The following is a 14,995-nucleotide window of genomic DNA, read 5'->3' on the forward strand; positions in this document are numbered from 1 at the left end:
AACTTCCGATTTGGAGTTCAGAGAACTCCGAAATTTCATACAGACCCTAGTCCAGATTCTCCAGCCACCTGAAGCCTATTCGTACTTCTTCAACAGAATGAGTGTTTTAGAGTGAGCGACGTAATTACTCGATGAACTTCTGCGAAAAAGGTCTGAACATGCAACGGAATGCTACAACGCGCTATCCCATCCTGTTGGTACACGGCCTGTTTGGATTCGAGCGTATCGGTCATGTCGAGCTGTTCCATGACGTCAAGAACGTTCTGAAAGCGGCCGGCAACCGGGTGTTTGTTCCACACCTCTCCGCCACCCACAAGAACGAAGTCAGGGGCGAACAATTGCTGACTCAAGTCGAGGCTGTTCTGCGTGGCACGGGTGCCAGTAAAGTCAACCTCATCGGCCACAGTCAGGGTGCACTGGCGGCACGATATGTGGCGGCGCTTGCCCCACACAGCGTAGCCTCGGTGACCTCGGTCAGCGGGCCTAACCATGGTTCGGAAGTGGCTGACTTCCTGCGCAAGGCCCTCATTCCCGGGCGTCTTCCAGAGAGGGTCGCGCAGAGCGTGGCGACGTCGTTTGCCGATTTGTTGTCATTGCTCAGTGGCAGCCTTTCACTGCCGCAAAACGCCGTCGCTGCGCTCAACGCCCTGACGACCGAAGGTGTCGGGAACTTCAACGACAAGTATCCGCAAGGGTTGCCCGAATGCTGGGGTGGACAGGGTCCCGAGCAGGTCAACGATGTCCACTATTACTCCTGGAGCGGCGTTCTACCGAGCAATGCGCCACGCTCTCTCGACCCGGCTCAACGCATCTGTCAGGAAATGGCCCAGTACTTTACGACCGAAGCCCAGCAAAATGATGGTTTTGTTGGCCGCTTCAGCTCGCACCTTGGCCATGTGATCCGGTCCGATTACCCCATGGATCATTTAGGAAGCCTGCGGCGCGACCCCGGCGAAAAACATCTGGCAAATGACCCGATTCAACTTTACGTTGAGCACGCCATGCGCCTGCAGGCCGCCGGCCTCTGATGAGCGCCAAGGTTTATCGAATGGAACTTTGCCGAGAATTCGCCCACTGATTCCGGTAGGCTCCACACTTTACTGAAATAGATTGGAGAGTTTCCCCATGGCTAAAGCCACTGCCCGCCACATCCTGGTTTCCAGCGAAGACAAGTGCAACGAACTCAAGGCCCAGATCGAAGGCGGCGCCGATTTCGCCGAAGTCGCCAAGAACAACTCCACCTGCCCTTCCAGCCGTCAGGGCGGTGATCTGGGCTCCTTCGGTCCTGGCCAGATGGTCAAGGAATTCGACACAGTAGTGTTCAGCGCGCCGATCAATGTCGTGCAAGGCCCGGTGAAGACCCAGTTCGGTTATCACTTGCTGGAAGTCACCAGCCGTCAGGACTGATTCGTCGCCTGATCGCTCCTCAACGGCCCACCTTTTGGTGGGCCGTTGTGTTTCAGTTACACATACGGCTGGCGGCTGACGCGTCTCTCGCGTACAAATTGCGCTTATCGATTTTCCGGTTCCAAGGCTGACAATGCGACTGGTTTTCCCCACATTGATGCTCACCGCTCTCGCGCTGCTTTCGGCCGCCGGCAGCGTGAACGCGGCACCTCAACACGCGTTGACCGTTTACGGCGAACCCGCCAAATACCCAGCCGGTTTCAGCCACTTCGACTACACCAATGTGCAGGCCCCGAAGGGCGGGACGATGCGCCGCTCGGCCATGGAGATCGGTCATTTCGACCATGTCCTCCCTTATATAGACAAGGGCATCGGTGTCACTCAGATTGACGGCCTGTTGTACTCGCCGCTGGCTCAGCGCTCACTGGACGAGCCTTATACCGTCTATGGCTTGGTGGCGCAGAAGATGGAGCGCTCCGACGACGGTTTATCCCTGCGTTTCTTTATCAATCCCAAAGCACGCTTCGCCGACGGTAAGCCCATCACCGCCGAAGACGTTCGTTACACCTACGACCTGTTGATGACCCAGGGCAGCCTGCGTTATCGCACCCAGTTTGCCGACGTCAAAGGCGTCGAAGTGGAAGCGCCGCTGACCGTACGCTTCGACTTCAAAAGCAACGAAAACCGCACGCTTCCGCTGGATATCGCGACGCTGCCGGTGTTTCCTGAGCATTGGTGGAAGACCCGCGATTTTGCTGGCGGCGGCGGATATGAGCCACCTTTGGGCAGCGGCCCCTACCGGGTCGGCAAAGTCGACTCAGGACGCAGCATTACCTTTGAACGCAATGCCGACTGGTGGGGCAAGGATTTGCCGGTTAGTCGCGGGCTCTACAATTTCGACCATTTCAGCATCGAGTACTTCGGCGATACCGACGTGGCTCGCCAGGTACTGCGCGGCGGCGCCTACGATTACAACCGCGAGTTTTCTGCCACCGGTTATTCGATTGGCTACGACAGCCCTGCCCTCAAGGATGGCCGCCTGCAAAAGGCTCACCTGGCCACCGAAGCGCCGCAGTCGGCGCAGGGGTTTGTCTTCAACCTGCAGAAACCGATGTTTCAGGACCGCCGCGTGCGTCAGGCCCTGGCCATGCTCTGGGATTTCGAATGGAGCAACCGGCAGATGATGCGCAACCTGTACATCCGCCAGCAAAGCTACTTTTCCAACACTGAACTTGCCGCGCGGCAGTTGCCGGACGCTCAGGAACTGAAGATTCTTGAACCGTTGCGCGGACAGATTCCCGACGAAGTCTTCAGCACAGTCTTCGAGGCACCTAAAACCGATGGCAGCGGAATTATCCGTGACAAACAGCTGCAAGCCCTCGAGTTGTTAGAGCAGGCAGACTGGAAGCCGGATGGTGATCAATTAGTGAATGCCGCCGGCGAGCCGCTGAGCTTCACCTTTCTGGTCAGCCAGAACGGCATGGATCGCTTGCTGCTCCCGTACAAGCGTACGCTCAAGCAGATCGGCATCGACCTCAATATCCGCCGCATCGATTCCTCGCAATACGTCAATCGCCTGATGAGCCGCGACTACGACATGATCGTCACCGGCTATCCGGTCAGCACCTCACCGGGTGGCGAGTTGTTGAATTACTTCGGTTCGGCGTCCGCCAACGACCCCGGCGCCAATAACTACATGGTGCTGAAGAACCCGGCGGTGGACACTTTGATCAACGGCCTGATCCGCGCCTCCACGCAACCGGACATGCTGCACTATGCCCACGCACTGGATCGGGTGCTGCAATGGAACTACTACTGGATCCCCAACTATTATCCGCCGGGCACGTCCACCGTGTGGTGGAACCGCTTTGGCATTCCGTCGGTACAGGCGAGCAATGACGAAGCCATCGAGAGCTGGTGGGAAATCAGCAGCACGCCGCTGACCAATCAGCAGATGACTGCCGAGAAAATAAGCCGTGGCAGACCCGGGGGGCCGCACTGATGTGGGGTTACATACTGCGGCGTCTGCTGCTGATCATTCCGACGCTGGTGATCATTCTGCTGGTCAATTTCGTGATCATTCAAGCCGCGCCGGGTGGCCCGGTGGAACAGGCTATCGCTCATCTGCAAGGTATCGGTGGCGCCAGTGTTGGTGGCGGCGCGAGCGAGACCATGAGCGGCACGTCCCGCGCCAGTCGCGGCCTCGATCCTCAACTGATCAAGGACATCGAAAAACAGTACGGCTTCGACAAACCTGCCCATGAACGCCTGTGGTTGATGCTCAAGAACTACGCGCAACTGGACTTCGGCAAAAGCTTCTTTCGCGGTGCCACGGTCACCGACCTGATCTTGGAAAAGATGCCGGTGACCATTTCCCTCGGGTTATGGGCAACGCTGATCACCTATCTGGTTTCGATCCCCCTGGGCATCCGCAAAGCGGTGCACCACGGCAGTCATTTCGATATCTGGAGCAGCACGGCGATCATCATCGGTTACGCGATGCCGGCCTTCCTGTTTGCGATGTTCCTGATCGTAGTGTTTGCCGGAGGCACCTCGCTGAACTGGTTTCCGGTGCGCGGCCTCGTTTCGGACAACTTTGAATCGCTGTCGACCCTGGGCAAGATCGCCGATTACTTTTGGCATCTGGTATTGCCGGTGACGGCGCTGGTGATCGGGGGATTCGCGACGTTGACGATCCTCACCAAAAATTCGTTCCTCAACGAGATCACCCGCCAATACGTGGTCACCGCCCGGGCCAAGGGTTTGAGCGAACGTCGCGTGCTCTATGGGCACGTGTTCCGCAACGCGATGTTACTGGTGGTGTCGGGTATTCCCCAAGCGTTCATCAGCGTGTTCTTTGCCGGGTCTTTGCTGATCGAGGTTATTTTTTCCCTCGACGGTCTCGGCCGCATGAGCTACGAAGCGGCGGTGTCGCGGGATTACCCGGTGGTGTTTGGCTCGCTGTTCATCTTCACCCTGTTCGGGTTGCTGATAAAACTGATCGGTGACCTCTGCTATACGCTGGTCGATCCGCGCATCGATTTCGCCGCGAGGAACGCCTGATGTTCACACTCTCGCCATTGGGCCGTCGCCGATTCGAACGCTTCAAGAAAAACCGCCGGGGCTGGTGGTCGCTGTGGCTGTTTATCGGTCTGTTTCTACTGACGTTGGGCGGCGAGTTGATCGCCAATGACAAACCGCTGGTGGTCAGCTATCAGGGGCAGTGGTACTTCCCCGTGTTCAAGCGCCACACCGAACAGGAGTTCGGCGGGCAACTGCCCTTCCAGGCCGACTATCGCAGCGACTATGTGCAGAACCTGATTCGCAAGGACGGCGGCTGGCTCCTGTTCCCACCGATTCCGTTCAGTGACGACACGCCGAACTACGACCTCAACAAACCGGCGCCGAGCCCGCCCACCTCAGTCAATTGGCTGGGTACCGACGACCAGGCGCGAGACGTGTTGGCGCGGGTGATTTTCGGCGCGCGGGTGTCGATCCTGTTTGCGCTGATGCTGACATTTGTCAGTGCGCTGATCGGCATCGCCGCCGGCGCATTGCAGGGCTACTACGGCGGCTGGGTCGATCTGCTCGGGCAACGTCTGCTGGAAGTCTGGTCGGGATTGCCGGTGCTGTACCTGCTGATCATCCTTTCCGGTTTCGTCGAGCCGAATTTCTGGTGGCTGCTGGGGATCATGGCGTTGTTTTCATGGCTGGCACTGGTTGACGTTGTGCGCGCCGAGTTTCTGCGTGGACGCAATCTGGAATACGTCAAAGCCGCGCGGGCATTGGGCCTGACTGATCGCAAAGTGATCGTCCGGCACATCCTGCCCAACGCCATGAATGCCACGTTGAGCTATCTGCCGTTCATTCTGACCGGGGCGATTTCTACCTTGACCGCGCTGGACTTTCTTGGCTTCGGCATGCCCGCCGGCAGTGCCTCGCTGGGTGAACTGATTGGTCAGGGCAAGCAAAACCTGCAGGCACCGTGGCTCGGGTTGACGGCATTTTTCACCCTGGCATTGATTCTTTCCTTGCTGGTATTCATCGGCGAAGCGTTGCGTGACGCATTCGACCCCCGATCCTGAAGCGTGGCCATGACTGATAACCTGATCGAAATTCGCAACCTCAATGTCGCCTTCCACGGCCAGCCCGTGGTGCGCGACCTGTGCCTGGATATTCGCCCCGGTGAATGCCTGGCGCTGGTCGGCGAATCGGGCTCGGGCAAATCGGTGACGGCGCATTCGATCCTGCAACTGCTGCCTGAAAGTGAAGCGCAAACCACCGGCAGTATTCGCTATCGCGACCAGGAACTGGTCGGCGCCGATCCCAAGGTCTTGCGTGAATTGCGCGGCAACCGCATCGCGATGATCTTTCAGGAACCGATGACCTCGCTCAACCCGCTACACACCATCGAAAAGCAGATTGGCGAAACCCTGCTTTTGCACCGAGGCCTGAGTGGTAAAGCGGCGCAACAACGCATTCTCGAATTGCTCGGTCTGGTCGGCATTCAGAAGCCCAAGGAACGACTCAAGGCCTATCCGCATCAGCTGTCGGGTGGGCAACGCCAACGGGTGATGATTGCCATGGCACTGGCTTGCGAGCCCGAACTGTTGATCGCCGACGAGCCGACCACCGCGCTCGACGTCACCGTGCAGCGCAAGATTCTGCTGCTGCTCAAATCCCTGCAACAACGCCTCGGCATGTCTCTGCTGCTGATCAGTCACGACCTCAATCTGGTGCGCAGCATTGCCCAACGCGTTTGCGTCATGAAGGCCGGGCAGATTGTCGAGCAGGCACCGTGCGAAACGCTGTTTACCGAACCTAAACACCCTTACAGCTGCGTATTGCTCAACGCCGAACCTGAAGGCGAAGCCTTGCCTCGGGATGAGCGCGAGAACGTGCTGGAAGTCGAAGATCTGCGCGTCGAGTTCGTCGTCGGTGGCGGGCTGTTTCAGCGCAAGCAATACCTGCGCGCCGTGGACGGCATCAGCCTGAGCATTCAGCGCGGCAAGACCCTGGGCATCGTTGGCGAATCCGGTTCAGGCAAATCGACCTTGGGCCAAGCGATCCTGCGCCTGCTCGACTCCGAGGGCAGCATTCGGTTCCAGGGGGAGGCGCTCGACGGCCTCAATCAGAAACAACTGCGGCCGTGGCGCCGCCAGATGCAAGTGGTGTTCCAGGATCCCTTCGGCAGCCTCAGCCCACGCATGTCGGTGGCGCAGATCATCAGTGAAGGCCTGGAAGTGCACTGCGAATCGACCGCCGGTGAATGCGATGAGCAAGTGATCCGCGTACTCAAGGAGGTCGGTCTCGACCCGGAAAGTCGCCATCGCTACCCCCACGAATTTTCCGGTGGCCAACGGCAACGCATCGCCATCGCTCGGGCGCTGGTGCTGAAACCGGCGCTGATCCTGCTCGACGAGCCGACGTCGGCGCTGGATCGCACCGTACAGAAACAAGTGGTTGCCCTGCTCCGCGATCTTCAGGAAAAGCATGGCCTGACTTATCTGTTCATCAGTCACGATCTGGCGGTGGTGCGCGCCCTCGCCCACGACATGATCGTGATCAAGGACGGCAAAGTGGTCGAGCGCGGCCCCAGTCACACGGTGTTCGATTCGCCGCAGCATCCGTATACCCAGGAGCTGTTGGCGGCGGCGCATCCGGGGTAACCGTTTACAAGCCTTGTTCGAGCGGATTGAAAACGAAGACCTGGCCGGTGGCAGCGCCCAGTGTGATACGCAGGATCGGGATGGAGCGCCCGGTGACCTGAAAATAGTCCTTCTGGTCGTACTGGGCACCGGGCAAACCATTGCTGGGCACCAAGGCTTGCACGTTGTAGAAAAACGCCTCAATGGGTAATTGCACAGGATTGTCTTGTGGCCATGCAGCGACCATGAACTCGTTCCAGCCGTACACATCACCACGGTTCTTGCGCACGTCGATACTGAGCTGAAATTGCTGCGGATCGACGTTGAACGCACACGAACCGTTAACGCGCCCGCCATACCGTGCAACCCAGGCATCGACACTGTTGACCCCCAACTCACTGCAAAGACCACCGTGTGTTCGGCAAACATCGGCGCTACCACCGGTGCCGGCATCATAGGGGTAAGCGCAGCGCAGGCTCATCGGATTTCCAACAGGGGCTGCTTGCTCACGGATGACGAAGCCTTGGGATTTATAGAACCTGCTGACACCCGCGTCGGCTCGCAGATAGCTGAACGAAGCACCATTGCCTCGCACGGAGCCGGGGCTCGGATTCCACGAATGAAATGCCGTCGACTGGTCCGTCGTACGAATCAACACGCCATTGCAGTAAAACGCTGCGCGCCCATCGCGACAGGTCGGTGACGTATCGGCAAACCTTGCATTGAGTCGCGCCGCCACTTGATAGCCGACATACAGCTGATCCGTCTGGTTGAAGCCGAAGAGACTCTGCTGCGCCTCATCACGTTGCAGTCGCAGGATCGGCAGCCACTCGCCCGTGGATTGAAAGTAAACCAACTGATCCTTTTGCGCGGCCCGCAGCGATCCGCTTACCGCCAGGTTGTAAAACAATGCCTGCAACGGAATGCGCAGTGGTGCGGCATCGTCCCAGTTTTTGACTAATACCTGAGCATCAGTAGCGCCTGGGTTGCCTTCCAGTGATTTGCCGATTCCGATGGCGGTAAAGGTGTCCGTGAGCACAAACCCGTTGGGTACCATTGCGTCGGTGGGTTCACGATCCAGACGCCAATAATCAAACCGTTCAACGCCCGACGCCACAGCTTCAGCACTGAGCATCCAGAACGGCACGTTCGCTGGATTTTGCGAGCGGCGCGACAGCACACCACTACAGAAGTACACAGCCGTACCACCCGGACAGGCCGCTTCCGTCAGTCGAAATCGTGCATTGAGCACCTGCACGATGTCCGGGCCGGTGAGCGCCAGAGCCTCCTGCAGGGTGAGAAGGCTCAGTGAACACCAAGCCAGGCAGGCAACCATTACCTTTCTGATACCCACGACAATTCCTCCTTGAACTCCACTTGCCGCCGGACTACTGCACACCCTGATCCGCAGGCTCATAGGCAAACGGCGCACCATTGGCGGCATTGAGCGCAATGCGCACCACCGGTACCGTGCGAGCAGTCTGTTGATAGAAATCACGCTGAATGAACTGGGCGTCTTTGAGTCCTGCGCTGCCAGCCACGACAAAAATCGCTTCGAGGGGTAACTGCTGGGGAATGTTTTGCGGCCAAGCGGCGATGATCACCTCGTTCCACGCCGGGTTACGATTGCGTACATCGATGCTCAGTTGCACCTGCGCCGGTGTTAGGTTGAACGAGCACGTGCCACCCTGCGCCCGGTACGCTGCCACCGTGGTCACGCCGAGGGCATCGCAGTAAGTGCGGCAACTATTGGGAATGCCACTGGTGCCGGCATTGGTCGGATAAACGCAGCGCCACGCCGCGTTGTAAGGCGTCGGCGCCGCGGCCTCCTTGAAGATCAGCCCCTGACTAGCGGCGATCTGCACCATCCCGACGTCGGCTCTGGCCCAGGAGAATGACACGCCATTACGACTCACTGAGTTGGGGCTCGGGTTCCACGCATGAAACTGCGTCGACGCCGCCGTGCCACGCAGCAGGACGCCATTGCAGTGAAACGCTGCGCTGCCGTCGCGACAGGCCACGGCGGTGTCACGAAACCGCGCATTCAGCCGCGCGGCAATCTGATAACCGGCATATAACTGGTCTTGTTGGTTGAATCCGAACACCTGTTGCGCCGCATCGCGCTGATCCAGTCGCAAGATCGGCAGCCACAATCCGGTGGCCTGAAAGTAGTCGCGCTGATCACGCTGAGCAGCCAGTAGCCCAGTCGGCCAATTGCGGTCGTAAAACAATCCCTGAACTGGAATCTGCTGCGGTGACTGGTCGTTCCAGTTCCGAACCTGCGCTTCCGCGCGCAGGTCTGGCTGCAACACTTCCAGCGTCTTGCCCAATCCCAGCGCGGTGAAGATGTCGGTGAACACATAGCCGTTCTGCAACAGCGAAGGGTCGCGGGCAATGTCTTTGCGCAGATAGGCAAATCGTTCGTAGCCCGCGCCAATCGCTTCGGCGCTGAGCATCCAGAACGGGCGCCCGGCGCTGGCCTGCGAACCTCGCACCAGCACACCACTGCAATGGTAAGGGTCGGTGCTGCCCGGACACAGTTGCTGATCGGTCGCGTAACGACTGTTCAGCACCTGCGCCACCTCCGGCCCGGTGACTGCCCAGGCCAATCCGCCAAATAACAGGCAAAGCAATAGCGTGCTGCTGACCAGCAAACGATGGACATTCATGGAATCCCTCCCGGAGTTACGACATGCGCAGACTCAGCTCATCGAAACACCCAGCACCTGATGCAGCTCGCTCAGGTCAGCCGAAGTGGGATTGGGATCCAGCGGGTCGTCTTGCGGTTTATCCAGATCGACGATCCATGCGGTGTTGGCGCCATTGAGCTCTCCGGTCCAAAACGGATACGGCAAGCGTCCGAGATAATCGGTCAGCGACCCGGCATGGTTGTCGTAGATCTTCAATAATTGACGCATTTGCGCCAGTGTGGCTGGCTGCAACCCGGCCGCTGCACAGGCATCGCGCATCCCTGCCCAGTTGGCGGTGGCCGTGAGGAAACTCAATTGGCCGATGCCGCTGATGGTCAATTGAAACTTCTGCGTCTGGCCAACGCTGTCAGTGGCGCTGATCAGGCACGTTCCATTACCGGCGACCGTCACTTCTGCCTGCTGATCAACCACGGCTACCGTGGCATCGCTGCTGCTGTACTCATAAGGCGCCACTCCCCACGTCGCTTCGCGGGTGAAACGGCTGAAAGCTGGTGGATTGCGCGGAGGCTTGCCGGTGACGAGCACGTAATTGAACGAGCTCAGGTCCAGATTTTGCTCGCCTTCAAAGCCAGCCTTGATTTCAAGGCGCAGCGATTGCGAGGTGTGCAATCGCTGTGTACCGAACGACACCTCATAGTTCAACTCGATAAAACTGCCCAGGTATTGCGCGAACAGACTCGAGTCGACCAGGAAAAAGGGGGCCGTCTCACCCTGGTTGGCCCTGATCTTGATTTTGTCGACCAGCCTTGGCGCGCCACCTGCGGCCGTCAGCAACAGGTCGATCACATCATTGGCTTTCATGCCGGGATAGGCGCGGACACGCACGGCAGTCTTCGGATCCAGCGCCTGCGGATCAAGCGTTCCATCGACTGCACCATCAACGGTCGGCGCGGGAAGCGTTGCCATGACACCGGTGTTTTCTTCGAGCATTTCAGTCACCTCAGAGTCGGTTAGACACGCATCACCCACACGGGCGATGCGTATTGGAAAGGTCGCCAGGTTCTATTCGAGCTCAGCCGCTTCGTTCGCCTCGACACTCGCCCCTTCCATTACGGAGGCGGTGCCGTCGATATAGGAAACGAAACCGTTGAGACCGCTCGCGCCACCGATACCCGTCGCTTGCCCCCAGGTGACGACGCGTTGGTCAGAGGTCAGAGCAATGAAACCGTGGGAGTTGGTGTAAATGGCCACAACGTTGATCAACTGCGCCGCTACCGGAGAGGTATCACCGCCGAGCGTTGCATTACCCCAGGCGAAGACACGGCCATCAGCGCAGAGCACGGCAAAGGCATGCGAGGTGCCGACCACCTGAATGGCATTGGTCAACGCGGCAATGTGGGCAGGCACGACACCGGCAGGTGCGACACCCCAGGCGGCCACACGATTGTTTTCGGTGATGCCGGCAAACGCCTGCCAGGTGGAGGCCACATCAACGAAGCGTAATGCGGCGATACCAGGGAAACTGGCGAGATTGCCGCCATAGCTGGCCTCACCCCAGGCGACCACATTCTTGCTGGTGGTCAGCGCTACAAATGCCCGGGCATTGGCACAGCAGAGCCTTTGGATATCGGTGCGGTTGGCGATATCGGCAGGAATAGGTGCGCCGTAACCTGCATTTCCGAAAGCGAACAATCGTTTGTTGTGGGTGATGCCCGCATATGCTTGGTAAGAGCAAATGATACGGTCTACGTTGGTAATGCCCGGAATTGGGTTCGCCGGCAGCTTATGCCCCCACACGACAATACTGCCATCGTTACGTTCGGCACAGAATGACACGCCACCATTGAAGATTCGTTTGATATTGCTCAAACCGCCGGCAGGTAATGCGCCACCGTACTCCACCCGCCCCCAGCATCGCACTTCCCCAGTAGTGGTAAGGCCGGCAAATGCGTAACCACTGGTAGCTATCGTCTTAAACCCGCTAGGGCTGACAGTGCCCATACTGCCGCCGCTGGCAGCCTCACCGAAGGGCAGTGCTACCCCATCTCGGCTGAGCGCGACAAAAGCCCCACCTGAGCAAAACACGTTCTGAATATTCTCCTGAATCAGGTACACCGGCGGAATCGACCCCCCGTAGGAGGCATTGCCAAAACTCGCAAGGTCCCGTCCTCCCGTTGCGCCACCAGCGGACACCCGAGGGTCACGAATCACCACGACAGCGGCGGCGCCACTCACGTTGGAATCGACACCATTGCCACAGACATTGACCGGGTTGAGCGTGACCTGATCGGTCGCCGATCGCACCTGCAACCCTCGCGAGGATGCGGTATCGATGAACTGTGTACCGGCGATCCACGCCGCATCGCCGACATAGCGCCACTCCGAAAGCATCGGCTGCAGCGTCTGCGCATTGAGTGCCCACATCAGGCAGGGGGCGCTGGAGGAGCGATAAGTATTGGAATTATGCCGTGCGCCCATGACCTTCAGTCGGCCCGAGCCGATCACGCGGCGAACATCAAAGTTTTTGAAACGCGACGGCTCGTCCGCCCCACCCGCCCTGCGGCGAATGGTGTACCCCAACGTGAAACTGCCGCCATTGTGACTTTCGATCACCGCACGGGGGATTCGCATGACCAATTCGCGCCCTTCATCCGTACGCAAAATCGTCCTGACGATGGGCGTTGCACCACTTGGCAGCAGCGTCACCACATCGCCTTCCTTGAGCTGCGCCGTCACACCGATCCGAGCGCTGGCCCCCTCGACCGGTACGTCGTCCGGATTGATCTGATCACGATTGGCCCCGGTGGCCTCACTGATCGCCGGCAACGGCAACTCTGCGCGTTGTACGCTCAACAACAACACATCAGAAAACTGCTCACCTCCCGCGTCGCGCTCCACGGTATAGGACACTCTGATGCCCATTTCCTGGTTGGCCTGCACGTAACGCTGGGGCACCTGATGGTTGAAAGGCTTACCGTCACCATTGAAGGAAATCTGCTCCGCATACGAATAATCACCCTCCGGTGCATCGCCATCCCAAGTCAACGTGAGGTAGTCGCCAAATTTCAGGTCGGCATCGTCGATGACCACCGAGGCACCGCGGCTGGCCGTGTCGATCGGATTCAAGACACCCGCCTGATTGGCCTCCAGAACCTTGGGCGGTGCCAACGGTTGTTTCGCACTTGCGCCGATCGCAACTCGCGTATTGGCACCAAAGCGCTCAGCGCCGGAACCGTTCGTAGGCTCCACCGAATAGCCGATCGTCAGGTTGTAACCCACGTGCTCCTTGAGAAAATCCTGCGACAAAAAAAACGAAACCGGGATATCAAGATCGCGATCATCGATGTCCACCGAATCCTCGTAGCGCTGCGAATCCTGCGGGTTATCGGACTGATACCAGAGATAAACGGTCTGCCCCTTCATGTCCTTGAACGGTAGAACGTGTACTTCCGCATCGGCAAATGGCGGCAGTTGTTCGGGATCCAGCACACCGTCAACCGCATCCACGACGACGGCCGCTTGCAGATCCGGTTTCGGCTCGCCAACCCTCACGGAGTGGCGCAGGGATTCGGCGGCCAGCGGATCATCCTTGCTGGTGCCCACCTTGTAATACACCTCGAGCGGGCCGCCATCGATTTTCGCCAGGTAGGTCGCGGCCAGCGGAAACGTCATGTCTCGCCCCGCCTGCGAGCTACTGATACGCCGTCCGCTGTCATAAAGCTGTTCCACCCCGCCCGGCGCCGTGCCTTGGGCATAGAAGTGCAGCCAGGCTTGGGCGGTAATCCCCGCATGGGGGGAAACGATGCCGGTGGCGGCCTTGGCAGGATCGACCACAACACCATTGATCGGGAGGATTTTCGGTGCCGGCAGGTTCACCGCACTGCCCTTGAGCCACACCGTGGTTCGGCTTGATCGGCGCGTTTCACCGGTGCTTTTGCTGGTCAGCTCATAGCGAAAATAAATGTGTTCACGGGCCAGCTGTACCACCGTAACGTTGGGCACGAAAAAGCGCACGGTGCTGTTGATCTGAGTGACGGGTTTGGTCTCGCTGAACACCTCCGACTCGACACCACCCATGACTGTCGAAGCCCACAACCTCACGCTGTCGCCGATCTCGAAGGTTACCGGTCGCGTGACCACGTCAGCCTGAATGTTTTTGCTGCCCAGCGTGGCAAGGTCATAAAACAGCTCACCGGTGTCCGGATCGACTTGCACTTCATCGAGAATTACCGGACGCAGCAAATCAGGCGTCACTTCGCTGTACACGGTTTTGCGCAACGACCAGTCGCTGGCGCGGTTATGGACTTCGTCGAGGGGGCGGTAGATGAAAACCTGGTCGCCATTGCCGGCCTTGAGGATGACATCCAGCGGGATCGTGCCCTGAATTTCCTTGCCGACCTGCTCCATCGTTACCGTGTGATAAAAAAACACGCCGCCAAAACTCAGGGTAATGGCGTCGAACTGACGCATGTTCAGATAGGCCGAAATCGCGAATTGCACGCCTTCAGCGGACTCCGCCAATTCGCGGGTAATGCCTCCCGCCGGCACATTCAGCAATCGTGGCGCCAGCAAACGATAGTGCCCAGGGCGGTCAGGCTCCGGGTCCGTGCCACCCGGCATCAGAAACCGGATAAACACATCCAGCGGCGGAGAGCTGCCGAGGTTTTGGCTCTCACGCATGACTTCGTAGTGAAATGTCTGAAAGCCTGGCTTGAGCAAATGCCCCGGCAGGAAAACATGGGACGTTTCATTTTCCTGTCCCGCCGCCAGGTTGAATGACAGCAACTCGACCCGGTCAAGGCTGCTGAAAATACGGATGTTGTCGCCCTCTTCCGCGTTGAGATACGGATCGACATCAACCAGCAGGCCCTTGGCATTCGACGTACACATGCTGCGGTTCACGCCAAAGCGATTGACGTTAGGCGTGCCGTCCGCATCGTGGATCGCCGGAATCTGTCCCGGTATGTACAGCGGCTTTAGCGCCAGAATATTCGCGTCCTGTGCAGAAAGCTCTTCCGGTAATACTTCTTCCTTGGTCATTGGATGTCTCCTTGATGCACTGGGGCGCTGGCCTGGATTTGCTCTTTGGCGCCGGGTACAGCCATTGGGCGACTGAAAGCCAGCCTGCGCAACTGTCAGAAATTACAGGTGGGCGCACATTCCAGACGAACGGTCGGGCGCTTTTTCTGGGCTTTCAAATGAGCCTGTCACCCACGCGAGATGATGATCTCGTGATCCACCGGCATAATGGCGCGCGGCATCCGACGGTGCCGCCAGAGCTCATCCATC

General features: G+C 58.7%; 10 protein-coding genes. 6 read left to right on the forward strand and 4 right to left on the reverse strand.

What is annotated here, in order from left to right:
- Nucleotides 1–158 precede the first annotated feature (158 nt).
- The 6 genes from EJA71_RS17740 (at nt 159) to EJA71_RS17765 (ending at nt 7,076) form a co-directional block, all read left to right on the forward strand.
- Nucleotides 159–1,028: a triacylglycerol lipase gene (locus tag EJA71_RS17740; protein WP_158958940.1), complete on the forward strand. Its 870-nt coding sequence runs from the start codon at nt 159–161 to the stop codon at nt 1,026–1,028.
- Nucleotides 1,029–1,125: 97 nt separating this feature from the next.
- Complete coding sequence (locus EJA71_RS17745) at nt 1,126–1,407, forward strand: peptidylprolyl isomerase (protein WP_158958868.1); 282 nt, start codon at nt 1,126–1,128, stop codon at nt 1,405–1,407.
- A gap of 133 nt (nt 1,408–1,540) precedes the next feature.
- On the forward strand, nt 1,541–3,409 hold the full coding sequence (locus EJA71_RS17750; protein WP_158958870.1) for an extracellular solute-binding protein: 1,869 nt from the start codon (nt 1,541–1,543) through the stop codon (nt 3,407–3,409).
- Nucleotides 3,409–4,470, forward strand: coding sequence for a microcin C ABC transporter permease YejB (locus EJA71_RS17755; protein ID WP_016984328.1), 1,062 nt, complete (start codon nt 3,409–3,411; stop codon nt 4,468–4,470). Before EJA71_RS17750 ends, EJA71_RS17755 begins: the two co-directional genes overlap by 1 nt.
- Complete coding sequence (locus EJA71_RS17760) at nt 4,470–5,492, forward strand: ABC transporter permease (RefSeq protein ID WP_158958872.1); 1,023 nt, start codon at nt 4,470–4,472, stop codon at nt 5,490–5,492. Before EJA71_RS17755 ends, EJA71_RS17760 begins: the two co-directional genes overlap by 1 nt.
- 9 nt (nt 5,493–5,501) lie before the next feature.
- A complete protein-coding gene (locus EJA71_RS17765) occupies nt 5,502–7,076 on the forward strand; it encodes an ABC transporter ATP-binding protein (RefSeq protein WP_158958874.1) in 1,575 nt (524 codons plus the stop codon).
- Nucleotides 7,077–7,080: 4 nt separating this feature from the next.
- Here the strand turns inward: EJA71_RS17765 and EJA71_RS17770 are convergent, their stop codons facing one another.
- From EJA71_RS17770 to EJA71_RS17785, 4 genes are all read right to left on the reverse strand, one after another.
- Nucleotides 7,081–8,409 carry a hypothetical protein gene (locus tag EJA71_RS17770; protein WP_158958876.1) on the reverse strand — a complete coding sequence of 443 codons (1,329 nt, stop codon included), beginning with the start codon at nt 8,407–8,409 and terminating at the stop codon, nt 7,081–7,083.
- Nucleotides 8,410–8,443: 34 nt separating this feature from the next.
- Nucleotides 8,444–9,724, reverse strand: coding sequence for a hypothetical protein (locus EJA71_RS17775; RefSeq protein ID WP_158958878.1), 1,281 nt, complete (start codon nt 9,722–9,724; stop codon nt 8,444–8,446).
- Between the two features lie 33 nt (nt 9,725–9,757).
- Nucleotides 9,758–10,696, reverse strand: coding sequence for a hypothetical protein (locus tag EJA71_RS17780; protein WP_158958880.1), 939 nt, complete (start codon nt 10,694–10,696; stop codon nt 9,758–9,760).
- Between the two features lie 72 nt (nt 10,697–10,768).
- On the reverse strand, nt 10,769–14,746 hold the full coding sequence (locus EJA71_RS17785; protein WP_158958882.1) for a hypothetical protein: 3,978 nt from the start codon (nt 14,744–14,746) through the stop codon (nt 10,769–10,771).
- Nucleotides 14,747–14,995: the final 249 nt, after the last annotated feature.

Origin of the sequence: Pseudomonas sp. PB106, assembly GCF_009764645.1 — a bacterium.
Taxonomy (GTDB): Bacteria; Pseudomonadota; Gammaproteobacteria; order Pseudomonadales; family Pseudomonadaceae; genus Aquipseudomonas.